This window comes from Providencia huaxiensis, from assembly GCF_002843235.3.
GTDB classification, from domain to species: Bacteria; Pseudomonadota; Gammaproteobacteria; order Enterobacterales; family Enterobacteriaceae; genus Providencia; species Providencia huaxiensis.
Map to the genome: position 1 here is coordinate 3,255,003 of NZ_CP031123.2, position 25,719 is coordinate 3,280,721.

The following is a 25,719-nucleotide window of genomic DNA, read 5'->3' on the forward strand; positions in this document are numbered from 1 at the left end:
CCATCTTAAATACACCATTACGGGATAAGTTGGTGATGTGCTTCTAATTAAATTGACCTTTTCTTAATAAAAAACCATAAAATAAACCCAATCATTATTAATAAAGTTTTTTATACTCATAAAACGGGTTCTTATTAGTGAAAAAAAATGGGATGAGATAAAGTGAAATCATGAAATTAACTCAAAAATATTAAATCGAGATTTTACCGAAAAATAATTAATCAGAAACTTCCCAAAAAAAACAATTAAATATTTTCATAATGTTTCTAAACTCACCAATTGTTACATTTTAAATGAGTAATAAATTAAAAATAAATCCATAAATATCATCATGATAGATTAAAAACAACCATGAATTCAATATAAACAACACCTAGGTACCATTAATATAATAAAACACTTTTTAAATAAAAATAAAAATAGAAATAATTGATAGAAAATAAAATGAAAAACGATAGCCAGACAGCCTTAATATTTCAAATTATTTCAAAAAGTAATTAAAAGTAACTTTCAATAACTTTATAAATACCACCAGAAGGATTAAAATAGAAAAACAAGACACCTTTAATAGAAATAAACCAATCTCTATTTAAGTTGATTAGCTAAATTAAGGTAAGTTAAATAGCAAAAATGAGGATATCCCAAAAATGAGTAAAAGTAATGCCATAAATTATTGTCGACAATTACATTACTGACCTAATAATAATATCTCAAATATAGAAACCGCTGTTTAAGTCAAAACACCATAAAGACTGAGCATAACTTACCATTATATTTAACATTACCTACACCCAAATTAGAGTATGTTTATATGGCGATACAAAGTAAATCACCACTTAAAACAAAAAACCCCATCTCATATGAAATGGGGTGCCAAAATAGCAATATTTGTTGTTTACACAAGAACAAGTTGTACAAAAGCAATGTACTGGCCCACCGCCTTGTGGAGCCAAACCTAATGGCGATTTCTCACCAATTGATACCGACGAGTCAGGTATTCGATAGGGGCACTCCAAATGTGCACTAAACGGCAGAATGGGAAGAGTAAAAATATCGTCATACCCAACACAATATGCAGTTTAAAAACGATGCCAACACCTTCAAGGTAATTGGATGCCCCCCAATGGAATGTCACAATAGACTGCGCCCATCCCACTAATTTTAGCATTTCGCTGCCATCCATATGTTGCGCTGAGAATGGAATGGTAAGTAACCCTAAGCAAACTTGCACCACCAGCAAGGTTAAAATCATAATGTCACCGAAGGATGAAGTTGCTCTCACGCGAGGGTTCGTCAGGCGGCGCTTCAACAGCATCGCGCCACCAATTAACATCATCACACCTGCTGCCCCCCCACCAATCATCGCCATTAATTGCTTAATATGCATTGGCAGAAAAGATTCATACATCCAATGAGGCGTTAACATACCTAAAAAGTGCCCGACAAAAATCCCAATAATCCCCAAATGGAATAAGTTTGATGCCAAACGCATGTTCTTTTTATCTAACATTTGGCTGGAACCCGCTCGCCACGTGTATTGCCCGTAATCGTAACGTAACCAACTACCGACAATAAATACCGTCCCAGCGATATAGGGGTATATATCGAAGAAAAATTGATTGATAAAATTCATTTTTGAACTCCTACATGGCTACCCACACTGAGATCCAAATATTGTGGTACCACCGCATTGGCGAAGCGATGTTGATGTGCTGCCACTTCGCTACCACATGTTTTTTCATCAGCAAAAAATTTCACTTGCTCCTCTTCCCAAACCGCATCTAGCGCCTCTGGAGTGTCATCCCGTACTTCGATTGCTACTTGTTTGCTTAATTGCTCCGCAGCAATGTCGCTATGGGAAAACTCAAGTAAAAAATCAAATAAAACAGAGAAACGGCTTTCTCGCTGTTTTAGCCTTTCCCCTAACAGCGCTAAAATTGGCGCAATATCCTGTAACCCCTCGATAGTTTCATCGGTCGGTAATGCCGTGAGGTATTCCAAATAAATGGGCAAATGGTCGGGTAATTCACGGCAATCAATTTGTAAACCGTGTTGCTGGTATTGAGCCATTAAATCAACCATCGCTTGCCCTCGGTCTCTGGACTCACCATGCACATGCTCAAATAGCAATAATGATGTCGCGCGCCCTCTATCAAACAGCTCACAATATTGCGCTTGCATATCGAGTAAGTCTTCATTGAGATACTCACGCACAAACACCATCAGTTGAACAGCGCGTGTGACAGACAGTTCATCAGCCTGTTCTAGCGCTTCAATGAGCTCATCACGATGTAACCAAAGCGCTTCCGAAGGGTATTCCAATAACCGAGAGATCACTTTTAGTGCCATCATAGTGCTTTCTCCTGATTATTTTTTGGTGTGATATCAATGGCATCAATGCGTCTGCTATTAAACAAATTCGCTTTGCTATCGCTACCATGGCAGCCATCACCAAAACTAAAGCCACAAGCTTTCGCTTCAGGAAATGCTTCACGCGCCAATTCTCGATGACTGGATGGAATGACAAAACGATCTTCATAGTTAGCAATAGCTAAATAACGGTACATTTCTTGTGCTTGAGCTTGTGTTAATCCAACTTGCTCTAACGCACTGGTATCACATTGGTTTTCTACGGTTTCTGCTCGCTTGAAATGGCGCATCGCTAACATACGTTTTAACGCCAATAGCACCGGTTCGGTATCCCCTGCGGTCAACAAATTCGCAAGGTATTGCACTGGAATGCGTAAACTTTCTACATCCGGCAATACACCGTTATTAGCTAAGAGCCCTGAATCTGCCACTGACTGAATTGGTGACAAAGGGGGGACATACCACACCATGGGTAACGTGCGGTATTCAGGGTGCAGTGGCAGAGCTAAGCGCCATTCCATCGCCATTTTGTACACTGGGGATTTCTGTGCCGCATCGATCACGCTTAATGGGATCCCTTGTTTTTGCGCTTCTTCAATCACTTTTGGATCATGGGGATCAAGGAAAACATCAAGTTGGCTTTGGTAAAGGTCGGTTTCCTTTTCGACACTGGCTGCCGACTCAATTTTATCGGCGTCATACAGCAATACCCCTAAATAGCGGATACGACCAACACAGGTTTCAGAACAAACCGTTGGCATGCCTGACTCAATACGTGGGTAACAGAAAATACATTTTTCTGATTTACCGCTTTTCCAATTGAAATAGATTTTTTTATACGGGCAACCGGTTAAGCACATGCGCCAGCCGCGGCATTTGTCTTGGTCAATCAACACAATACCGTCTTCTGAGCGCTTATAAATTGCCCCACTTGGGCAGGTCGCTACACACGCTGGGTTTAAACAATGTTCACACAGGCGTGGCAAATACATCATGAACGTATTTTCAAACTGCCCGTACATCTCTTTTTGAATATGTTCAAAGTTTTTATCTTGGGCTCGCTTGGCGAATTCACCGCCTAAATCATCTTCCCAGTTTGGTCCCATTTTCACGTTACTCATTCGCTCACCCGTAATTAATGAACGAGGGCGCGCGGTTGGTACGTGTTTGCCTTCTTTGGCATTTTTTAAATGGCCGTAGTCATAATTAAACGGCTCATAATAATCATCCAAAGCAGGTACATCTGGGTTAGCGAAGATTTTCGATAAAACACCCACTTTGTTCCCCATCCGTGGAACCAATTTACCCTTAATAGTGCGTATCCAGCCTCCTTTCCACTTTTCTTGGTCTTCCCAATTATGGGGATAACCAATACCCGGTTTAGTTTCGACGTTATTAAACCATGCGTATTCAACCCCTTCGCGGCTAGTCCACACGTTTTTACAGGTCACTGAGCAAGTGTGACAACCAATACATTTATCAAGGTTTAGCACCATGCCGACTTGAGAACGAATTTTCATTATGCTTTCTCCTTTCCGCTCAAGGTCTGCTGGTAGGCATCACCTTCACCATCCAGCCAGTCAACCTGTTTCATTTTGCGAACAACCACAAATTCATCACGATTAGAACCTACTGTTCCGTAGTAATTGAAGCTATAGGCAAGGTGCGCATAGCCACCGATCATATGCGTAGGTTTCGGGCAAACACGCGTGACCGAATTATGAATTCCGCCACGTTGAGCCGTAATTTCAGATCCAGGCAAGTTGATCAGCCGTTCTTGGGCGTGGTACATCATGATCATGCCATCAGGAATACGTTGGCTAACGATCGCTTTAGCGGTTAATGCACCATTACTGTTAAAAGCTTCAACCCAATCGTTATCTTCGATACCAAGCTCGCGGGCATCTTCTTCGCTAAGCCAAACCACTGGGCCACCGCGGCCTAACGTCAACATTAATAAGTTGTCGCTGTAAGTAGAGTGGATCCCCCATTTTTGGTGCGGTGTTAAAAAGTTCAGTGCTTTTTCTGGGAACCCATTGGATTTTTTCCCCATAAGTGGCTGAGCGGCTCGTGTGTCAATCGGTGGGCGATATACCACAAGGCTTTCCCCAAAGGCACGCATCCATTCATGGTCTTGATATAACTGCTGGCGACCACTGAGCGTTCTCCATGGGATCATTTCATGAACGTTGGTGTAACAGGCGTTGTAAGAAACATGTTCATCTTCCAACCCTGACCATGTCGGGCTAGAGATAATTTTACGCGGCTGCGCAACAATATCGCGAAAACGGATTTTTTCGTCTTCTTTATGACGAGCAAGATGAGTATGGTCGCGGCCTGTTACTTTGCTTAACGCATCCCATGCTTTTACTGCCACCTGCCCATTGGTTTCAGGCGCGAGTGTTAAAATAACTTCAGCGGCATCAATCGCTGTTTCAATTTTTGGCCGCCCAGCATTAGCCCCCTCTGGCTGAGTTTTATTGAGTTTTTTCAAGAAATCAATTTCATCTTGCGTATTCCAATTGATCCCTTTTCCCCCATTACCCAATTTATCCATCAGTGGGCCAAGAGAGGTAAAACGTGCATAAGTATTTGGATAGTCACGCTCAACACAGATAATGTGCGGTGCAGTTTTTCCGGGGATCAGCTCGCACTGGCCTTTTTTCCAATCTCTCACATCAAAAGGCTGTGCCATCTCAGCAGCACTATCATGTTGGATCGGCAACGTCACCACATCCGTTTCTTTGCCTAAGTGCCCAACGCTGACTTCAGAAAATGCTTTGGCAATCCCCTTGTAAATTTCCCAATCGCTTTTGGATCCCCAAGCTGGGTCAACTGCCGCAGAGAGCGGATGAATAAATGGATGCATATCCGAGGTATTCATATCGTCTTTTTCATACCAAGTAGCAGTCGGTAAAATAACGTCCGAGAACAGGCAGGTGCTCGACATTCTGAAGTCGAGAGTCACCACTAAGTCAACTTTCCCTTCTGCCGCTTTATCTTGCCATTCCACTTCTTCAGGTTTGACGCCGCCTTGTTGGCCTAAGTCTTTGCCTTGAATACCATTTTCAGTTCCTAATAAGTATTTCAGTAAGTATTCATGGCCTTTCCCTGCGGAACCCAATAAATTTGAACGCCAAATAAACAGATTTCGTGGGAAATTTTGAGGGTCATCAGGTTGCTCTGAAGCAAAGCGAATATTGCCTTCTTTCAACTGTTTAACAGTATAATCAGTGGGTGACATCCCTTCACTTTGTGCATTCTTCGCAATATTTAATGGGTTGACATTTAACTGTGGTGCTGACGGCAGCCACCCCATGCGTTCTGCTCGTACATTCATATCAACCAAACTGCCACTAAAGGCTTGCTTATCGGCTAGAGGCGATAACAACTCTTCTGTTGCGACTGTTTCATAACGCCATTGGCTTGAGTGGTTATAAAAGAAAGAAGTGCTATTCATATGACGAGGTGGGCGCTGCCAGTCCAAACCAAAGGCTAAAGGTAACCAACCCGTTTGTGGACGTAATTTTTCTTGCCCCACATAGTGAGACCAGCCACCACCGCTTTGCCCTACACAACCACAAAAAATCAACATATTGATAATCGCGCGGTAGGTCATATCCATGTGATACCAGTGGTTAATCCCTGCGCCAACAATCACCATAGAGCGGCCATGGGTTTTCTCTGCGGTATCGGCAAACTCACGCGCTATGCGAATAATATTTTGGCGGCTAACCCCTGTGACTTTCTCCGCCCACGCAGGTGAATACGCTTTCATATCATCGTAATCAACTGCACAGTTTTCATCACCAAAACCACGGTCAATGCCGTAGTTCGCTAGCATTAAATCATAAACACTAGTAACTAATGATTCGCTACCATCAGCTAACTGAATACGTTTAGCGGGCAGTTTATGTAATAAAATATCTTTAAGTTCAACATGCTGGAAGTGCTCGCTTTCTAAGCCACCAAAGTAAGGGAAACCAACATCGACAAATTCATCATAGCTATCTGCCAAGCTGAGTTTCATTTTAATGTTATGTGCATCTTGTCCAGCGCGCGGTTCTAAATTCCATTTTTGACCGCCATCCCAACGGAATCCCATTGAACCTTGTGGAGCACATAATTCGCCTGTATCTTCATCAATCGCAATAGTTTTCCATTCGGCATTTTTTTCTTCGCCTAATGAATTATGTAAATCAGATGCCCGTAGCATGCGGCCTGCGGCATAAGAGCCATCTTCACGCTTATCTAGCATGACAAGCATCGGCATATCGGTATACGTACGCACATATTCACGGAAATATTCAGCTTCGCGTTTTACATGGAATTCATTGAGGATCACATGCCCCATCGCCATTGCCATGGCGCTATCTGTTCCTTGTTTCGGGTTCAACCAATGGTCACATAATTTGGCAATTTCCGCGTAATCTGGCGTCACCGCGACCGTTTTCGTCCCTTTATAACGCACTTCTGCAAAAAAATGTGCGTCTGGCGTACGCGTTTGCGGAACGTTAGAACCCCAAGCAATAATATAAGACGAGTTGTACCAATCTGCTGATTCCGGTACGTCAGTTTGTTCGCCCCACGTCATGGGTGATGCAGGCGGCAAGTCACAATACCAGTCATAAAAACTTAAGCACGAGCCACCAATTAATGATAAATAGCGCGCACCTGAGGCATAGGAAACCATCGACATCGCGGGAATGGGTGAAAAACCAACAATGCGGTCAGGACCAAATTCTTTAATCGTCGCGACGTTTGCCGCTGCAATCAGTTCATTCACTTCTTGCCAGCTTGAACGAACAAAACCACCACGGCCACGAGCTTGTTTATAGCTTTGTGCCTTTTGCGGATCATTGATAATAGATAGCCACGCTGCAACAGGGTCTTGATGCTCTGCTTTTGCTTCACGCCACAATTTAAGTAAGCGCTTACGCATCATTGGGTATTTAACACGGTTTGCGCTATATAAATACCAAGAGTAGCTCGCCCCACGAGGGCATCCTCTTGGTTCATGATCAGGTAGGTCTGGGCGAGTGCGTGGGTAATCCGTCTGTTGGGTCTCCCAAGTGACTAACCCATTTTTGACATAAATTTTCCAACTACAAGAGCCAGTACAATTAACACCATGGGTGGAACGCACGACTTTGTCATGCTGCCAACGGCTACGATAACCATCTTCCCAATCACGGTTTACATTTAATTCTTGCCCGTGATCACCTGAAAAGGTCTCGCCTAACTGCTTAAAATACCGAAATCTATCTAAAAACTTGCTCATCGGATTGCCTCCAAAGAGACGGCGACCGGCGCCGTACATTGCTAAAATTGATTTTTATGACTTGTTATTATTTGTGTTTACGGCCATATACCAGCCATGTGATAAACACACAGGAAAGATAAAATACAAAAAACACTTTCATCGCATCTGCCGGTGACCCCGTCAGTGTTAGTGATGTACCGAACGCTTTTGGAATAAAGAAGCCACCTATTGCCCCAATTGCAGAAATAAACCCTAGAGCCGCAGCACTTTCTGTTACCGCCTCTTTTTGGGCTTCTTGCTCTGAAGCTCCTCTTAAGATGGCCTTGTCCATAGTTAATTTACGGAAAACGACAGCAATCATTTGGAAGGTTGAGCCACTACCTAGCCCTGCCGTTAAAAACAACACCATAAATACGCCATAAAATGCTCCAAAAGAGCCTCCTTGGCCGTTTTCTGGTAACGTAAAAAATAGCAAGCCGGAGAAAACCGCCATGACCACAAAGTTCAGTAATGTGACTTTCACACCACCAAAACGGTCAGACAACATGCCGCCGACTGGACGAGCTAGAGCTCCGAGGAAAGGGCCAAAAAAGGCAAACTTCAAAATAATGACGTCTGGGAACTGCGTTTTCGATAACATAGCAAAACCGGCAGAAAAACCGATAAATGAGCCGAATGTTGCCAGATATAACAGGCTTAATACCCATAGATGACCCCGTTTCAAAACAGGTAACTGCGCTTTAAGAGATGCCTTATTCGCCGCTAAATCATTCATGCCAAACCAAGCCATCACAGTAAAAAGCAGCAGAAATGGCACCCAAATCCAAGCGGCATTTTCTAACCACAACGTTGAGCCATCCGGCTGAGCCGCTCCAGCTCCACCCACAAAAGTAAATACGCCAACACCTACAATGAAAGGAGCCACCAATTGCATGACACTGACCCCTAAATTACCTAACCCACCATTTAGACCAAGTGCCCCGCCTTGGCGAGCTTTAGGAAAGAAGAAGCTGATGTTGGCCATACTGGACGCAAAGTTAGCGCCAGCAAAACCACAAAGTAGGGAAATAATGACAAAGACTTGATAAGGCGTGGCAGGGTTTTGAATCGCATAACCTAGCCAAATACATGGGATCACTAAAAATAGTGTACTAATCGCCGTCCAGCGACGCCCACCAAAAATAGGAATAACAAATGAATAAGGGACTCTTAATAAAGCGCCTGAAACGGAAGGTAATGCGGTTAATAAAAATAATTGGTCTGTCGTAAAATTAAAACCCACTTTATTTAAGTTAACTGCAACTGCACTAAATAACATCCATACGCAAAATGCGAGCAATAAACATGGAATAGAAATCCATAAATTACGATTTGCAATACGCTGCCCTGTTTGCTGCCAAAACCGAGTATCTTCAGGACGCCAATCCTGTATAACTCCGTTATTTGACGGTGCAACTACGTTATTAACATTATCTCGTTGAGACATAAATCACCCCGATAAATACAATTTCTGTTCGCAGTGTGTGGCGAATAGACCACCGTGAAGCTGATCTAAATCAAGAGAGACTTAAATGAAATATTCGCGTTTTTTTTCGTTAACCACTAGAGGGGTATTAGGAGTACAAGCCAATAACAAATTGAATTAAAACAAAAAAATTTATTACTCGGTAATTTTATGTATTGGAATTTAAAGCGAATATTTCAATGGGATATTAAGGAGTAATACCGAAGTGGCATATTCAATTTTATATAATAGAGAAACAATATCTACGTTATCAAAAATAATGAATAAACATGTACCGTAGAAAGGATTATTTATGTCTATTGCTTATCACCGATTTTCAATCATTAACCAAGTTATTGGTTTAATGTTATTGATTGCCGTACTCGGTATTATTGGCATGACAATCTCAAATAGTATGATCATTAGTGTGCAAGGAAATGCACATGCAATTAATAAATCAGGCTCATTGCGGATGCAAAGCTATCATTTACTTTCATTAGTACCACTCAACCAATATTCTGACGTATATGTAAGTGAACTTGAGAAAAATTTATTAAGCGATGAACTGACACAAGTCGTCGAAATAGAAGATTTAAAACCGCAATTTTCTGAGATTTATCAATATTGGGTTACAGAATTAAAACCTGCACTTAACCATGCAGTTTCGCCTAATGATGCACGGCTTGCGGTCGTTACTTTTGTTAATAAGCTTGATGCATTAGTTCGCAATATTGATGAAAAAACAGAACGAAAGATAACCTATGTAGCAATCACTCAAATGGTATTTATTAGCCTCGTTTCGTTGCTACTTATTTTTGCTATCTGCCATTTTAGAAAGAAAATTTATACACCTTGGCTTAAGTTACTTCATATGGTGAATGCGATTAGTCACCAAGATTTTAGTCAGCGCTTTCCTGCAGGCAAAAAACAAGATGAGCTAAATTCACTGGGCCAAACGTTAAATCAAATGTCGGATGAGCTTGCACAAAGTTACCATCAATTAGAATCCCGAGTTATCGAAAAAACGGCTGACCTGCAAAATAAAAATAAAGTATTACTCTATTTATACCAATCTAATCGCACCTTACATGCCATTGGGCCATTATCAGTCAGGTTAGAAAAAGTATTATCTGAGCTTAAAAGCTTAATACCGCTACAGAATATCAGCTTGAGACTATACGAAGAAAATAATGATACCTACTTTCATGAAATTCATTGCCCAGAAAACGAAGAGCACTCTCTCAAGTCACCCAAGGTAACTGAACAACTTAAAGTAATATCATGGGAGATTTCCGATAACTTACAGCGTTATGGCATGATTTTGGCTGAAATAGATATAAATCAGCCATTATCTGAAGAGCAAAATAATTTAGTGCTGATGCTAGTTAAACAAATTGCTGGAATGCTAGCGATGGAGCACCAATTAGAACAACAACAGCAGTTACTGATTATGGATGAACGCTCGGCGATTGCGAGAGAATTGCATGATTCAATCGCACAATCATTATCTTGTCTCAAAATGCAAATTAGTTATCTGCAAATGCAACCTAAAACATTGCCAACTAAGCACCAAGAACTATTAAACGAAATGCGTAATGAAATAAATTCCGCTTATAGCCAATTACGTGAACTTTTAACAACCTTCAGGCTAAAATTAACTGAACCCGGCTTATTCCCGGCTTTAGAAAGCACAATCCAAGAATTCAGTCAGCGCCTTGGTTTTCAAATTGGATTAAATTACCAAATTCCAGCAAAAAGCCTCTCCCCACATCAATCTATCCATATTATCCAGATAATCCGAGAAGCTTTAAGCAATATTCTCAAACATGCTAATGCAAACTGGTCACAAGTCTCATTAATTGAAAATAACGGATTAATCACCATGACGATAGAAGATAATGGGGAAGGGATTCAGCCTCAGCCAACAAAAAATAACCATTACGGATTGATTATTATGAGAGAGAGAGCTCTGAGCCTAAATGGGAAATATCAAATTTCGCCAAGAGTTCAAGGAGGCACTACTGTTAATGTCGAATTTCCACTGACTGTGGCTTAATTGAATTGGAGTAACTCATTAATGAAAAATGAAAATAAACTAACTGGGCAATCCACCATTTTACTGATTGATGACCACCCGATGCTACGTAACGGAGTTAAACAATTAATTAGTTTAGAACCCACATTAAAAGTAATTGGTGAAGCAGACGATGGAATAACGGGTATTAAAATTGCGGAAGAGCAAGACCCCGATTTAATCCTATTAGATCTCAATATGCCGGGTATGAATGGCTTTGAAGTACTCGATAGTTTACGTAGCCGCGAACTTTCAGGCCGTATTATCTTATTTACAGTATCCAATTACGGTGAAGACTTAATTAATGCATTAAAACGAGGTGCTGATGGCTATTTACTGAAAGACATGGAACCCGAAAAATTAATTATTGCATTAAAAGAAGCAGCAAGTGGTAAAATGGTCGTTAGCCCAACGCTCGCCTCTATTTTAGCTGAATCCTTAAGAGATAACCGAGCCTCTACAGAGCATAATTTATCGGCATTAACCCCAAGAGAAACCCATATCTTAGATTTAATCTCTCAGGGGCTATCAAATAAGATGATTGCTAATAAATTACAAATCACAGAGAGCACCGTCAAAGTCCATGTCAAACACCTACTAAAGAAACTCAATTTAAAATCACGCGTTGAAGCGGCTATTTGGGTTTTACAACAAAAGTAATGACACTGCACCTTAACTTAATGCATCAAGCCATGGCTGTTGTTTTGGGTAACGTCGACGATAGCCATGCATAGCAACAGATAATTGAATCAGATCCGTAAACCTTGTCGGGTCCAAACTGGTTTGCTTTTTAATTTGCTGTAACCGATAACTTAATGTATTTCTGTGAATGCCTAATTGCTGTGCGGTACTGCCTATTTCCCCATTTTGCGATAGGAATAACTCAAGGGTTTCAATTAAAATATCCCCCGAATCATGCAACAATATTTTATGGCAAATATCCAAAAAGAAATTAAATAGATAGCTATTTTCCAATTCATTAAAGAGGCATAAAGATGCCATTTCTTTAAATAGAAAAACTTGTTTATCGGGCACAGTTAGCCGGCCAACTTCAATGACTGAACGTGCGAAATGAACGGCATCCCTCACATGTTCCTGCGTATCTGCCTGGACACCAACACCAATATAATATTGGCTAAGCTGGCTATCTAGAATGAAATGAAGATTAGGAATAAATGATTCATTTTGATAATGAGTTGATGGAAATAGCATCAAAATTTCGCGGCTATTAAGCAATAACACATCACTTTTTTCCATGGCTGATAATTCAGTAATGATCGTATCGAGTATTTCAGGACGATACTGAATAGCTTCAATATTAATAATCACAGGAATAGTCGGTAAAGTGAATGCAAAACCAGAGTTATGCAGTTTGAGTAACGCACTGCGTCCCTGTGCTTGCGTTGTACTTTCTATAAACTGGACAAATAACATATCTCGCAAACGGTGCTGCCAGTTAATACTACGCCGCTCAATTTCTTGTTGAATTAGCAGCTCAGCCGTCAGTATGGCAAGCTCGGCATAACGCTGGATCACAACAGGGTCACCACTCACCCCAATGACTAATTCCACTTTATCTGCCACAACAATCGGATGGTTTATCCCCGGAGCTACATTCGAATAAGCTCGCGCTTCATTTTCATTGTAAATAGTGATCCGTTTGCCGCAGCGAATCACTTCCACTGCGGCTTCATGAATTTCACCAATACGCTTTTTTTCCCCTGAGGCGATAATCACGCCCTGACTATTAATCACATTGACGTTGTGATGGATAATCCCCATTGCACGCGTGACAATATCATTGGCTAATTTTTCAGTCAGTAGCATCTTACCGCCTCACTTTAGGGTTTTATTTGCTTATTCGGATTCGCTAGTACGGTTCGCAGCAAATTTTCTGCTGTATCTGCCAAGTAACGCTCACCATTTGTCATGGCTTGCTCAAGGGAAATCGGCCCAGGGCACAATGACCACATTGCGCTAATACCATGTTGATATAGGATACGGCTATCTTCACTGTATCCTCCGCAAAGCGCAATAACAGGCACACCATAATGACTGGCCATACGAGCCACTCCCACAGGAGCCTTACCGTTCGCACTTTGGCTATCAAGCCGCCCTTCTCCTACAATGACTAAGTCCGCTTGTTGAATATAGGATTTCGCACCAAGGAGCCCCAAAACGAGATCGATTCCTTTTTCGAGCTTTGCCGAAACAAACCAACGAAGCCCCGCACCTAATCCACCCGCAGCGCCACTGCCCGCCTCCAGCGAAACATCTTTTCCCGTTATTGCTGACATTAATTTCGCATAGTGAGCCATTCCCATTTCAAGCTGATCAAGTGTGGCTTTGTCCGCTCCCTTTTGAGGACCATAAATATAAGTCGCGCCGTTATTGCCTAATAAAGGGTTTTCAACATCGCAAGAAACATTAAATTCAACCTTAGCGGCTCGCGAGTCAAATTTATCAAAATTAATCTTTGCAATATTAATGAGGTCTTTACCGCAAATTGGCGCCTCAATAAGCTGAGAATTTTTATCATAAAACAAAGCACCTAATGCTTGAGCAAACCCTGCACCACCATCATTAGTTGCACTTCCTCCTATCCCTATGACAATACGAGAGCAACCCATATCGAGTGCATGCTTGACCATTTCCCCCAAACCATAAGTCGAGGCATTTTCAACGCGACGGTGCTCGCGTTGAACTAATTCCAGCCCACAGCATTGTGCCATTTCAATAAAAGCAGTTTTTTCCTCCAGCACTAATAATCCTGCATCAACCTTACTACCATAAGGTCCAGTACAGCTAAAAATGTAAGGTGTTACACCAGAAAGCGCCGGGCTATGTTCCAGTGACTCCAACAAACCTTCTCCACCATCAGATATGGGTAATAACGTCATATCTAATTCAGAGGATACACGCTTGAAACCCTCAGCAACGGCTTGACATGCTAACCTTGCAGAACAACTTCCCTTAAAGGAATCAAGTGCGATAACAATTTTCATGCAGACTTTCCTATTGTAAATGGCGATGTTGAATTATTTGCTTTCCACTGAAGCCGATACTTGTAATGGTTGAGGTTCGCTCATACCGTTAGTATTCACTCGTGAAGCAATAATCGTTCCGATAACTAACAAACCGACACCAAACCATAATCCAGAAGTCGCTGTTCCAGTGTAATCCTCAAAAAAACCAAGAATAAACGGGCCGAGGAAACCACCAAATAATCCTAAGCAGTTCAATAATGCTAAACTTCCCGCCAGCATACTGCCACTCATATAAGTGGGTGGAAGAGAGAAAATAATCGATTGAACCACAAAAAACATAAATGCAGTCAAGCAAAAGCCTATTAAGCCGACAACTGGGCCTCCCAGTGCACCTATCACTAATCCAACCGCCATCACGGCATAACCTGAAATTAAAATACGTGATGAACGACGCGGTGTATTGGCTTTTCTCGCCACAAAAATGCCACCAATTGCAGCTGAAATCCAAGGAATCGCCGTTAATAAGCCAATTTGAATCGGTGTCAGTTTGCCATACTCACCTATAATAGTAGGCAAAAAGTAACTTAAACCATAGACGGAGAACTGGTGAGTAAAATAGATAGCAACAATCATCATAAAGGCTTTATTTTTAAATGCCGCCTTAAGTGAGAATTTACTATTACTCACACTAATGCTGTTTTTATCTTGGTCGTGTTTATATTTAATATAATTCCGATCATCCTCATCTAACCATTTCGCATCTTCCGGTTTATTCGGCAACACAAACCACACAACAAATGCGAGGATCACCGCGGGTAAACCTTCAATAACAAACATCCATTGCCAACCATGGAAACCTAATAAGCCATCCATACTCAGCAATAAGCCACTTAGCGGTGCTCCAATAATATTCGCAAGACAGACCCCAAGTAAAAATAACCCCGTTGCTTTAGCTCGTTCCTCTTGGCTAAACCAATATGTCATATATAAAATAACCCCGGGATATAAACCCGCTTCAGCTGCTCCCAGTAATAACCGCAAGATATAAAAAGAAGTCGGCCCTGTCACAAACGCCATTGCCGCAGATAATAACCCCCAAGTGATCATAATCCGCGTGATCCAAAAACGCGCGCCCACTTTTTCCATTATTAAATTACTTGGGATCTCAAGAATCGAGTAGGTTAGGAAAAAAAGCCCTGCACCAATACCAAATGCGGTTGCAGATAATCCTAAATCAATCGACATCGCATTTTTTGCCATGCCAATATTGGTTCGGTCAATAAAGCTAATAATGTACGCTAAAATCAACAACGGCATCAGGTTACGATATATCTTTGCGTTAGTTTTTTTACCCTGAGCTGCATAATCTAACTTTGCATTTGTAGAAAACATAGATAAGATCCTCATGTTGTAGTGAAACAGGTACGGCTCTCGGCAATAAGTGACCCATACCTGTTGTTTTACTTCAGCAACAGCCCGACGCCCCACGTCGGGCTTTCTGCTTGCAGTTTTTCTTATTCTCTTTCGAACAACATTGATATCCCTTGACCACCACCGATACACATAGTCACTAACCCGGTAGCAACCTGGCGGCGTTCCATTTCATACATTAACTTCACAGGCAAAATAGCCCCACTGGCACCCACAGGATGACCCAGAGCAATTGCGCCACCATTCACATTCACTTTAGTGCTATCAAGAGACAAATCATTCATGACTGCAATAGCTTGTGCAGCAAACGCTTCATTTAACTCAATTAAATCAATGTCTTTTACATCCATTTTGAGCTTTTCCATTAATCGACGGGTTGCTGGCGCGGGTCCAAAGCCCATAATGGCCGCTTCACAACCTGCTACAGCCCAATCGACCACTTTCATTCTTGGCTTCAGACCACGTTTTTCCGCCTCTTCACGACGCATCATCACTAATGCCGCAGCTCCATCATTGATACCTGAAGAGTTTGCTGCCGTAACCACACCATCAGCTTTAAATGCAGGACGCAATTTTGCTAATTTTTCACGTGGTGTATCCCGTGGATGTTCATCGGTATCAAAAATACGCGTGCCTTTACGGCCTTCAGGTATTTCTACGGGTAATATTTGATCAGCAAAATAACCCGCTTGAATCGCTTTTAACGCTTTTTGCTGGCTATCCCATGCAAAATCATCCATTTCTTCACGGGTAATATTGAACTGTTCTGCAACATTTTCTGCCGTCATTCCGTTGTGATAAGGGCCTTCTGGCCAAGTTAAGATAGACGTTAACCCATCCTCGAGCACATCATTCCCCATGCGGTAGCCATAACGCGCTTTGCGTAAGTAATACGGCAGCATCGTCATATTTTCTGTACCACATGCCACCACAACATCGGATTGGCCAGTCTGTAGCAGCATCATGCCATCAGCTAAAGCTTGTAACCCTGAGCCACATTGGCGGTTAACCGAATATGCAGTCGTTTCTTTTGGGAGCCCTGCTCGTAGCTGACAAATACGTGCGATAAAACCACTTTCTGCGATTTGCCCAACATTACCCACGATGACTTCATCAACATCTTCGGGGGCAATTCCTGCTCTTTTCACAGCTTCACGGATCACCACAGCTCCGAGGTCATGTTGATGCGTATTTGCAAAACTTCCCCCCATCGTGCCAATTGCTGTTCTCACACCACTCACAATGACAATATCATTCGCTTGTTTCATTATTTCCCCCTATAGCACCATTCCGCCGCCAACATTGATCACTTCACCATTGATATAACGCGCTTTATCAGAGGCTAAAAAGGCAACACATTGGCCTACATCGCGCGGATCCCCGGCAAAACCCGCAGGGATCTTACTGATCATGATGTCCCACACTTTTTCAGGTACACCACGGGTCATATCTGTATCAATAAACCCCGGGCAAATCGCATTTACTGTGACACCTTTACGGGCTAACTCGCGGCAAGCCGTTTTTGTCAGACCAATAACCCCTGCTTTAGACGCGGCATAGTTGGCTTGCCCAACATTCCCAAGCCAACTGGCCGAGGAAATATTGACAATTCGCCCATGTCCTTGCTCACGCATTAATTTTGCAGCCTCTTGCATGCAGTTAAATGTCCCTTTCAGATTAATATCAATGACTTTATCCCAATCATCTTCCGTTAATTTATGCAGCATGCCATCTCGGTTGATCCCCGCATTGTTCACCAGTACATCAATCGCCCCAAAATGTGCTAACGTTTTAGAAAATAAGGTATTGACCTCTTCACGCTTGGCAATATCACAAGGAATAAAAATGGCTTGATGGCCTTGCTCTTGTAGCTGTTTTGCACTTTCTTCACCTGACGACATGGCTAAGTCAGAAATAACGACTTTTGCCCCTTCTTCCGCAAGCACCTGAGCAATAGCAAAACCAATACCTCTTGCAGAACCCGTCACAATGGCGACTTTATCTTGTACTAACATGGATAAATTCCTCTTTAATATTGAAACTATAAATACGAAACCAGACCAAAAGGGGCTTCCTCAAATAATGAAGAAGACATCACCTTCAAATCAGGGGAAATTTCGGGTACGAAGTCCATATGGGCAAGGATGTCACGCTCTAGGTCAATACCGGGGGCAATTTCAACCAGTACTGGGGTTTCCCCCCCTAATGTGAACACTGCACGTTCCGTGACAAAATGCATGGTTTGGTTGATATTTCGTGCGACATCCGCATTCCATGAAATTTGCCGTACTTGGTTAACTAACTTTCTAATATCCCCTTCCCGCACAATATTTAACTGCCCATTTTCACAACGAATATCTAACCCTTTTGCGGTAAACGTCGAGCAAAACACCACGTGCCGCGCATTTTGGGTAATATCAATAAACCCACCTGCCCCAGGGCAAATATTGCCTAGCAACGTCGCATTGACATGGCCACGGGCATCCATTTCCCCTGCGCCCATATACGTGATATCAACGCCTGCACCGTTGTAGTACAACATTTGGTCTTGATGACTAATCATCGCTGACAGGTTACGGCCTATACCAAAGTCAATACCGCCAGCTTGGACGCCCCCCCAAATCCCTGACTCCACGGTAATATCGACGCGCTTAGTTGCATTTTCTTCCTGAATAATTGAGCCGATAACATCGTTTGGAATACCCGTTCCTAAGTTAATCACACAGTTTTCATATAGATAACGGCATGCAATTCGCCCAATCAATTTGCGAATATCCAAAGGTAATGGCGTAGTTTGTTGGACAGGGGTGCGAATATCACCGCATAGAGTTGGGTCAAAAAACCAGCTTGAGGATTGGCGATGGTCTTCTTCAGGGTTATCGCACACGACAATGTGGTCAATAAAGCTTGCGGGAACAGTGACACGCTTGGGATGCAGAGTCCCTTCTTCAACGCAATACTTCACTTGTGCAATCACTTTGGCACCAAAACGTTTAGCCGCCAGTACCGCATGCAAGACCTCTAGGGCCATGGCTTCTTCATCGGTGGTGAGGTTACCTTTACTATCAGCGTGAGTTCCTCTGATCACCACCACATCTAAGGGAATTTCTGGGTACCATAACCATTCTTCCCCTTTGAAATTCACTTTTTCAACCAAAGGAGGAAGTACCAACGTTTTCGCGTTCATCCTACCGCCTTCAAGATCAGGGTCGATAAATGTCCCTAACCCTACTTTGGATAAGCGCCCCGGTAAGCCTGCAGCCATTGCGCCATATAAGTGCACCATTTGCCCTTGAGGGAGGCAATACGCTTCGACTTGGTTATCATTAATCATTTGCATCCATCGAGGTGCTAACCCCCAATGGGAACCAATGATCCGTTTCACCATCCCTTCATGGGCAAAGTGTTGATTCCCTCGAATACGGTTACACTGTCCAGCCGCATGAACCAGTGTTAATTGATTTGGTGTACCCTCGGATAAAAAACGTTGTTCAATTGCCGATAAAATAGATTCAGCAGCACTGGTTAATGTCATTCCCACAGTACAAATCGTATCGCCATTATTAATTAATTTAGCGGCATCTTGTTTCGAAATAAATTTATTATTCATGATAAAACCTACCTGAAGGCTAATATTTCATAGCCCCTTTTTGATTAATTAAAAACTAATTTAGAATTTAGTTATTTAAAGAGTAATATCGTAATTTCAAATCTTTCTTACTTATTTTCCCATTCCACGTTCTAGGAAAATTACGTGTAAACATAATTCTTACTGGAACTTTATAAGTTGGCACCCTGTCTTTTAACCATTCAATAATTTCTTTACTGGTTAAACATACTTGGTTTTCAGGAATAATAAATGCAATAGGCTCTTCACCATAAATGGTACTTTCAATTGGAATGACAGCGACTTCATTAACACCCGGATAATTAGAAATCAAATCTTCGACTTCAATAGAATATATTTTTTCACCACCACGGTTAATCATGTCTTTAATTCGATCTTGAATATAAAGAAAACCATCATCATCCCTATAACCAATATCCCCTGTGAAAAACCAACCATCATTAAATGATGTCGTGTTCGCAGGGCTGTCAGGCCAATAACGTTGGATAACAACATCCCCCTTCACCCAAATGTTACCTGTCGTGTTAGCGGGTTTATCTTTACCGTTATCGTCACGTATGGCCACCTGTAATCCGGGAACTGGTGTACCTGAGCTCGCTTTCTTATCACTATAACGAATATCTTCACGAAATATGGTGGCAGGGGATGATGTCTCAGTCAAACCATAAATAGAATGAATAGATGTTTTGGCGAATATATAAGAAAGCTCTTTAATCGTACCTTCATTTAAATGCCCTGCACCACAAGCAATCATTTTTAATGAATTAAATCTTTCTAGATTAATACTTTTATTTTCTTTTATTTTTTGAATTAACAATATAAATACAGTTGGAGAACCATGTAGAAATGTTATTTTCTCTCTTGCAATTGTTGAGATAATATCTTTTGCATTAAATTTTTTCTGAAGATAGATCGTACCACCAATATGAATAAATAATGCTAAAATAGCGGAGAGCCCCGTAATATGATAAATCGGTACAGCCAAAATTGTTTTATCGTGTTCAGATAATTTTAACGTTTCCTGATAGGCATATACAGCAGATAATATATTCTTGTGCGTGATCACAGCACCTTTCGGTGTTCCCGTTGTGCCCGAAGTGAATATCACCACCGCTGGGTCTTCTTCATCAACTTGGTTAATAAAATTAATTTCATCGGTAAGGATTAAATTACGCCACTGAGAAAGGCTAACTCCTTTTTCACTGAGCTGTGCCAGCCATGGTTGGTATGTATCATCCCAAAAAATGGCATCGGCATTAATACAGGATAAATGCTCTTTACCTTCAAATTCTTTCATTTTGGTACTTAAGGGCATTACCTGAATACCCAGCCCTACCGCGGCATAAAATAATTGGCAAAATTCAATCGTATTACCCCAGCCGAGTACAATTCGATCGCCTTTTTTCAACTGCACGGTGGTTGTTAGCCACAACATTGTTTGGTTTACTTTCACAAGTAATTGGCGATAACTCCAACTTTGCTCTTCAAATACAATGGCAACAGCGTCTGGCTGCGCTTTTGCTCTCTGTAATAAGCTTTGGTAGATGTTTGAATTTGGCACAAGCATGGACACACTCCGATACCGCTGAATATGACTGATATGCTATCAATGTATAAAATACACTCCGATAAATTAGTGCCAATCTTCACAAATTATTCACACCCTTTTTTTATTTGAATTAGTGATCTGCACAACCCATTTGTTAACGTTTTTTTTTTATTTAGGTCTCATTTCACACCCTGATTTTTATAACAAATGAAAATATTTACCTTTTGTTATTGGCGAACCACCCAAAAGGCACAGAAATTCCTATAAAGAACTCAACCTCCATTGTGCGTATAAACAACGACTCACAAACGAAAAAGAGTTCAGGGTTAATACCTAACAAGCCCGTTTATCCCCTATCTGCTCTTGCACTCTGTGCTATTTAGCCTTCTCACCAAACCCAATAAGATAATAATAGTGGTGAATTCACTAGAGATTGCTACAGTGGAACACGGTCATAATGAAAGAAATGATGAGAAAGCAATCGCCATCTTTGAAAACGGTTAAGGAGTTAACTCATGGCAAACACCCCTTATATTCCCCCTAATGTCTGGCAATGGGAGCAAGGTAATGGCGGAAAATTCGCCAATATTAATCGTCCAATTTCCGGTGCAACTCACGAAAAATCTTTACCTGTAGGTAAGCACCCACTACAGCTATATTCATTAGGAACACCGAACGGGCAAAAAGTCACTATTATGTTAGAAGAGCTATTAGCCCTTGGCATTAAGGAGGCTGAGTACGATGCTTGGCTAATTAATATCGGTGAAGGAGACCAATTTAGTTCGGGTTTCGTTGAAATTAACCCTAACTCAAAAATCCCCGCCTTAGTCGACAGAAGTGGTAAGGAGCCAATCCGAGTATTCGAATCAGGTTCGATTCTGACCTATTTAGCTGAAAAATTTTCTGCTTTTTTACCCACAACTCAACCAGAACGTGCTGAAACCTTATCTTGGCTATTTTGGCAAATGGGCTCAGCACCTTTTGCAGGTGGCGGTTTTGGCCATTTTTATGCCTATGCTCCTGAAAAATTTGAATACCCTATTAACCGCTTTGCAATGGAAACCAAGCGTCAATTAGATGTGTTAGACAAACGTTTAGCAGAACATAGATATGTTGCAGGGGAAAACTACAGTATCGCTGATATCGCCATCTGGCCGTGGTACGGTGCATTAGTGAAAGGTTGGCTTTATGATGCCGCTGAGTTTTTATCTGTCCATGAATATAAAAATGTCATTCGTTGGGCTGATGAAGTCTATGCACGCCCAGCAGTACAGCGCGGTCGACGGGTTAATCGCCTACAAGGTGATCCTGCACAGCAAGTACGCGAACGCCACGATGCGAATGATATAAGTTAAGTCATTTTTACCAACCAAAGTACTTAAATCGCACAAGGTAGTTATTATGAGCTCACCTTGTGCTTTTTTAAACTTTACCCCTCATTTAAGCTCACTAAAGTATGCCAATATTGTTCTATCAAATATAAACTTTTATCGTGTAACTTATTTATGTCAGGGACTGAACTCTCTTTATAAGCGTATTTTTATGATCCGCATCCTAATTGTTTCTGAATTATTTATTACATTTATTTTCAAATTAACATTATTAAAAAATCCTTATAAATAATTAATCCATACTACTCATTCACAATTGCGCATTAAATTTAAAGGAATAATTAACAAACATGTAAGATAAAAGGTCAGCATTAAGAAAATGTATAATTAATCCTTTAACTTTATCTCCCGCCTTATATTGGCGGGAGCATTATTTAGAAAAACAGCTTGGTCATTGTACGCTGTACTTGTAATTCTCTTGCTAACATATTTACTACTATATGTGTAATCTCCCCAGCCAATCGATACACTGGAGTTTTTGTATTTTGATAAACTAATTGGCAAAAACGTTCTTCCCAAGTAAGAAGATGTTCATATAAAACAATACGAGTTGCATGTTTATAATACTCCTTATCTTCACCCTTTAAATTTGGGTCCATTATTTTTTGCCATAGTGTCGCTAATACTGACAGCATTAACCCTATATGGTCTTGCGGTTGTTTTTCATCAAGTATATATCGTAATTTATGCTCTTCTAAAAAAGCTATCCACTGATAAGTTGATGAGCGAAATAATAAATTTTCTTCATCTAGATAGACAGAGCCCCATGGTGGAGCTAGAGGCATTCCAATACCAACAAATAATGATAAATGGTCTGCCTGTAATTTATCTAAAACATTTTCATCAGATAAATAGTTTTCTAATACACTACAATCATTACCTAATTTTTCTTGCCAATATAATAAAATACCACTTGAACAGACTTCTTTTAAAAGTATAGCATTTGGCTCGAAAAAAAATAATTGGTATAACAACTTCAATGTAACAACAGTTTCTGATGGTTCAAGTTGTAATTGAGTATCTGTAATAATACTTTGGTCATTTCTCATCACTTGCCTCTTTCCCCATAAACTACAGCAACTATATAGCTTTAACTTCTACCAAATTGGTGCCTTGTGGGTTGGCTTTAGCCAATGCAGTAGGTCTTAAGCGAGTAATAGTATTAATGCATCCGCCTATATCGATACCATTAGAATCCGGCTTATACCATGCTCCTTCAGCCAAAGCGACAACACCTGGCATAATACGAGGTGTGATTTTAATCGGTATCTGGATAGTTCCCCGATCATTGTAAACGTGAATAAGTTGTCCTTGCTCCAAGCGACGCTCACTGGCATCAATAGGATTAATCAACAATGCATCTTCAATGACTTCTCGCAGCCAAGGGACATTATAGAATGTAGAATGTGGACGCCCTTTTGATTTAAATCCTATTAGCTGTAGTGGATATCGTTTCTTCGTATCTATATCCGTGTAGCTTTCCCATGTTTGTATATATTGCGGTAAAGGAGTAACTTTGTCCCCTTCATCTAATTGCCAAGTATTCGCGATTTTAGCTAGCTTATGGCTATATATCTGAATTTTTCCTGATTCCGTTGATAATGCATTTTCTTTAGGATTTAATCTGAATGCTTTCAATACATAGCGATCTTCTTCAGGATCGAAAGGTCTACGTATTGTTTTCTTTTGTGACAATTCCTGATAACTAGGAAAATTAGGATGTTTAACCCGGCTTTCTTCATATAAATGACGTTGCCAATCATCCCATGTTCTACCTTCTCTATATTGCTCTCCTATGCCAAACTTTTCTGCTAAATCTGAAAACACATCATAAGGGTGGCGACACTCATATAATGGATCCAATACATGTTCTGTTTTTGTTATATGTGTAGAAAATGCAACAACGCGTGAATTTTCTAGCCATGTGATATCAGGCAGTAAGATATCTGCAAACTTGGCACTTGCAGTCATATGATTATCCATGACAAAAATAAACTCAAGCAGCTCTTCATTGGCTAATATTTTAGCCATTGCATTACAGTCAGAATGTTGATTTAATAGCCAATTACCTTGATACATAAACACACATTTTACATCTGTGTTAAGCTTATCTTCACCTTCAATACCGTCACTTAATGATGTCATTTCGTGACCTCGTAGGATCGCTTCCGACCATTTAAAACAAGGTATTTTTGCTTTGACGGGGTTCTTGCCTGTAGGCATCTTAGCAATATCAGTTTTATGAAATAAAAAATCTGAGCCGCCATTATTCGTTCCAGGCAAACCAATTTTTCCAAGTAAAATTGGTAACATAAATATGGCCCGGGCTGTTTGCTCACCAGCTGCATGACGTTGAGGCCCCCAACCTTGAGCGATAAATGGAGCTTTAGCATTACCTAATTCACGCGCTAGCTTATATATTTGCTCGCTAGGAACACCGCAAATATGAGCCGCATATTCAGGTCTTTTTTCTATTCCATCTTCACCCTGCCCTAAAATATACGCTTTATAACTAAGTGATGCGTCTAAAGCGGGTAGCCCATGCTCTGGTATCGCAGGCTCTGCATCATAACCGTAGCAATATTCCTTTAAGAAAGCTTCATCAACAAATTTTTCGGTAATCAAAACCCATGACAACGCTTCGACTAATAAAGCATCTGTTCCTGGGCGAATTGGAATCCATTGGTCTTCCCGCCCACAAGCTGTATCAGTATATTGAGGGTCAATAATAATAGTCCGAGCAGAACTTTTCGCTTTGCTAACTTGATAATGATAAGTATCACTACCTCCGCTCATTCTAGTATTAGCGGGGTTATTACCAAAATAAACAATGAGGTCTGAACGAGCTAATTCTGTTGGAGCACTCCCCATTGTGTAAGACTTATCCCCATAGGTATAAGTTGAGGCAGTATCAATTTGGTGGCTACTATAATTACCAACAGGTGATAGAAAACCACCAATCATATTAAGGAAGCGAGGAACAAAATGATAGGGTCCATCAGGTTTACCATAGCCTATACGGCTAAATATAGCCTGATTACCATATTGGCTAATAATTTTACTCAGCCTAGTATATATTTCTTCTAATGCTTCATCCCAACTAATTCTTTTAAACTCACCATCTCCTCGTTTGCCAACTCTTTTCATTGGATATTTCAAGCGATCTGGTGAAAATGTACGTTTATGTAGCGAACGCCCACGTAAACATGCTCGAACTTGATGCTGTCCGAATTGATCATTACCTATATCATCAGTTTCAATTCGCTTTATCTGATTATTTTCTGTAACAATCTTTAGTAAACAACTGGAATGACAATGTGCCCAGCAGTTATGCCATTTTGTTACTTCTCCAATATGAGTTTCTATTACTGCTGATGCTATTGCATTCATAGAATGAGTAGATAAAAAAGCACCTGAACCTAAAAATGTTCCCAGCTTTATAAAATGGCGTCGAGAAAGCGTATAACGTTCTTTTTCAAATTGGTCTTTTGTATCTTTAAGCATAATGATATCTCTATTTTT

General features: G+C 41.0%; 17 protein-coding genes. 3 read left to right on the top strand and 14 right to left on the bottom strand.

All coding sequences use genetic code 11. The annotated features are described in order from the left end of the window. Positions 1-955: 955 nt before the first annotated feature. The 5 genes from narI to CYG50_RS16715 form a co-directional block, all read right to left on the bottom strand. Positions 956-1,633 carry a respiratory nitrate reductase subunit gamma gene (narI, locus tag CYG50_RS16695; protein ID WP_004907792.1) on the bottom strand — a complete coding sequence of 226 codons (678 nt, stop codon included), beginning with the start codon at positions 1,631-1,633 and terminating at the stop codon, positions 956-958. After that, entirely contained in the window at positions 1,630-2,352 is a 723-nt protein-coding gene (gene narJ / locus CYG50_RS16700; protein ID WP_102138104.1) for a nitrate reductase molybdenum cofactor assembly chaperone, read from the bottom strand. The genes narI and narJ overlap by 4 nt, the downstream gene beginning before the upstream one ends. Continuing rightward, on the bottom strand, positions 2,349-3,890 hold the full coding sequence (gene narH, locus CYG50_RS16705) for a nitrate reductase subunit beta (RefSeq protein ID WP_102138105.1): 1,542 nt from the start codon (positions 3,888-3,890) through the stop codon (positions 2,349-2,351). The genes narJ and narH overlap by 4 nt, the downstream gene beginning before the upstream one ends. Then, positions 3,890-7,651, bottom strand: a complete 3,762-nt coding sequence (locus tag CYG50_RS16710; protein ID WP_102138106.1) for a nitrate reductase subunit alpha — start codon at positions 7,649-7,651, stop codon at positions 3,890-3,892. The genes narH and CYG50_RS16710 overlap by 1 nt, the downstream gene beginning before the upstream one ends. Before the next feature lie 67 nt (positions 7,652-7,718). After that, on the bottom strand, positions 7,719-9,119 hold the full coding sequence (locus CYG50_RS16715) for a NarK family nitrate/nitrite MFS transporter (protein WP_102138107.1): 1,401 nt from the start codon (positions 9,117-9,119) through the stop codon (positions 7,719-7,721). Between the two features lie 331 nt (positions 9,120-9,450). Between CYG50_RS16715 and narX the strand changes: the two genes are divergently transcribed. Next, positions 9,451-11,193: a nitrate/nitrite two-component system sensor histidine kinase NarX gene (gene narX, locus CYG50_RS16720; RefSeq protein ID WP_102138108.1), complete on the top strand. Its 1,743-nt coding sequence runs from the start codon at positions 9,451-9,453 to the stop codon at positions 11,191-11,193. A gap of 21 nt (positions 11,194-11,214) precedes the next feature. Beyond that, positions 11,215-11,871 (top strand): two-component system response regulator NarL, encoded by a 657-nt coding sequence (narL, locus tag CYG50_RS16725; RefSeq protein ID WP_004907776.1) that lies wholly within the window; start codon positions 11,215-11,217, stop codon positions 11,869-11,871. A gap of 12 nt (positions 11,872-11,883) precedes the next feature. On the opposite strand, the gene CYG50_RS16730 is transcribed toward narL, so the two are convergent. From CYG50_RS16730 to CYG50_RS16760, 7 genes are all read right to left on the bottom strand, one after another. After that, positions 11,884-13,038 carry a CdaR family transcriptional regulator gene (locus tag CYG50_RS16730; protein WP_004907773.1) on the bottom strand — a complete coding sequence of 385 codons (1,155 nt, stop codon included), beginning with the start codon at positions 13,036-13,038 and terminating at the stop codon, positions 11,884-11,886. 14 nt (positions 13,039-13,052) lie between these two features. Continuing rightward, positions 13,053-14,216, bottom strand: a complete 1,164-nt coding sequence (locus CYG50_RS16735; RefSeq protein WP_102138109.1) for a glycerate kinase — start codon at positions 14,214-14,216, stop codon at positions 13,053-13,055. A gap of 33 nt (positions 14,217-14,249) precedes the next feature. Continuing rightward, positions 14,250-15,590 (bottom strand): MFS transporter, encoded by a 1,341-nt coding sequence (locus tag CYG50_RS16740; protein WP_004907769.1) that lies wholly within the window; start codon positions 15,588-15,590, stop codon positions 14,250-14,252. 122 nt (positions 15,591-15,712) lie between these two features. Next, a complete protein-coding gene (locus CYG50_RS16745; protein ID WP_102138110.1) occupies positions 15,713-16,897 on the bottom strand; it encodes a thiolase family protein in 1,185 nt (394 codons plus the stop codon). Positions 16,898-16,906: 9 nt separating this feature from the next. Next, on the bottom strand, positions 16,907-17,644 hold the full coding sequence (fabG, locus tag CYG50_RS16750) for a 3-oxoacyl-ACP reductase FabG (RefSeq protein ID WP_102138111.1): 738 nt from the start codon (positions 17,642-17,644) through the stop codon (positions 16,907-16,909). A gap of 26 nt (positions 17,645-17,670) precedes the next feature. Further along, positions 17,671-19,239, bottom strand: a complete 1,569-nt coding sequence (locus CYG50_RS16755) for an acyl CoA:acetate/3-ketoacid CoA transferase (RefSeq protein WP_102138112.1) — start codon at positions 19,237-19,239, stop codon at positions 17,671-17,673. 67 nt (positions 19,240-19,306) lie between these two features. After that, positions 19,307-20,824 (bottom strand): class I adenylate-forming enzyme family protein, encoded by a 1,518-nt coding sequence (locus CYG50_RS16760; protein ID WP_102138113.1) that lies wholly within the window; start codon positions 20,822-20,824, stop codon positions 19,307-19,309. A gap of 497 nt (positions 20,825-21,321) precedes the next feature. Here CYG50_RS16760 and yghU point away from each other — a divergent pair, with 497 nt between their 5' ends. Next, positions 21,322-22,161, top strand: coding sequence for a glutathione-dependent disulfide-bond oxidoreductase (yghU, locus tag CYG50_RS16765; RefSeq protein ID WP_102138114.1), 840 nt, complete (start codon positions 21,322-21,324; stop codon positions 22,159-22,161). Between the two features lie 410 nt (positions 22,162-22,571). Here the strand turns inward: yghU and CYG50_RS16770 are convergent, their stop codons facing one another. Both CYG50_RS16770 and CYG50_RS16775 read right to left on the bottom strand, forming a co-directional pair. After that, positions 22,572-23,246, bottom strand: a complete 675-nt coding sequence (locus tag CYG50_RS16770) for a TorD/DmsD family molecular chaperone (protein WP_102138116.1) — start codon at positions 23,244-23,246, stop codon at positions 22,572-22,574. Between the two features lie 31 nt (positions 23,247-23,277). Beyond that, complete coding sequence (locus CYG50_RS16775; RefSeq protein ID WP_102138117.1) at positions 23,278-25,701, bottom strand: DMSO/selenate family reductase complex A subunit; 2,424 nt, start codon at positions 25,699-25,701, stop codon at positions 23,278-23,280. Between the last annotated feature and the right edge of the window lie 18 nt (positions 25,702-25,719).

What these genes read in the sequence shown, in the direction of transcription:
- fabG (WP_102138111.1), bottom strand. Translation starts at nt 17,644, where the DNA reads ATGTTAGTACAAGATAAAGTCGCCATTGTGACGGGTTCTGCAAGAGGT.
- CYG50_RS16730 (WP_004907773.1), bottom strand. Translation starts at nt 13,038, where the DNA reads ATGCTACTGACTGAAAAATTAGCCAATGATATTGTCACGCGTGCAATG.
- CYG50_RS16740 (WP_004907769.1), bottom strand. Translation starts at nt 15,590, where the DNA reads ATGTTTTCTACAAATGCAAAGTTAGATTATGCAGCTCAGGGTAAAAAA.
- CYG50_RS16770 (WP_102138116.1), bottom strand. Translation starts at nt 23,246, where the DNA reads ATGAGAAATGACCAAAGTATTATTACAGATACTCAATTACAACTTGAA.
- narI (WP_004907792.1), bottom strand. Translation starts at nt 1,633, where the DNA reads ATGAATTTTATCAATCAATTTTTCTTCGATATATACCCCTATATCGCT.
- CYG50_RS16710 (WP_102138106.1), bottom strand. Translation starts at nt 7,651, where the DNA reads ATGAGCAAGTTTTTAGATAGATTTCGGTATTTTAAGCAGTTAGGCGAG.
- narH (WP_102138105.1), bottom strand. Translation starts at nt 3,890, where the DNA reads ATGAAAATTCGTTCTCAAGTCGGCATGGTGCTAAACCTTGATAAATGT.
- CYG50_RS16715 (WP_102138107.1), bottom strand. Translation starts at nt 9,119, where the DNA reads ATGTCTCAACGAGATAATGTTAATAACGTAGTTGCACCGTCAAATAAC.
- narJ (WP_102138104.1), bottom strand. Translation starts at nt 2,352, where the DNA reads ATGATGGCACTAAAAGTGATCTCTCGGTTATTGGAATACCCTTCGGAA.
- yghU (WP_102138114.1), top strand. Translation starts at nt 21,322, where the DNA reads ATGGCAAACACCCCTTATATTCCCCCTAATGTCTGGCAATGGGAGCAA.
- CYG50_RS16760 (WP_102138113.1), bottom strand. Translation starts at nt 20,824, where the DNA reads ATGCTTGTGCCAAATTCAAACATCTACCAAAGCTTATTACAGAGAGCA.
- narL (WP_004907776.1), top strand. Translation starts at nt 11,215, where the DNA reads ATGAAAAATGAAAATAAACTAACTGGGCAATCCACCATTTTACTGATT.
- narX (WP_102138108.1), top strand. Translation starts at nt 9,451, where the DNA reads ATGTCTATTGCTTATCACCGATTTTCAATCATTAACCAAGTTATTGGT.
- CYG50_RS16755 (WP_102138112.1), bottom strand. Translation starts at nt 19,239, where the DNA reads ATGAATAATAAATTTATTTCGAAACAAGATGCCGCTAAATTAATTAAT.
- CYG50_RS16745 (WP_102138110.1), bottom strand. Translation starts at nt 16,897, where the DNA reads ATGAAACAAGCGAATGATATTGTCATTGTGAGTGGTGTGAGAACAGCA.
- CYG50_RS16735 (WP_102138109.1), bottom strand. Translation starts at nt 14,216, where the DNA reads ATGAAAATTGTTATCGCACTTGATTCCTTTAAGGGAAGTTGTTCTGCA.
- CYG50_RS16775 (WP_102138117.1), bottom strand. Translation starts at nt 25,701, where the DNA reads ATGCTTAAAGATACAAAAGACCAATTTGAAAAAGAACGTTATACGCTT.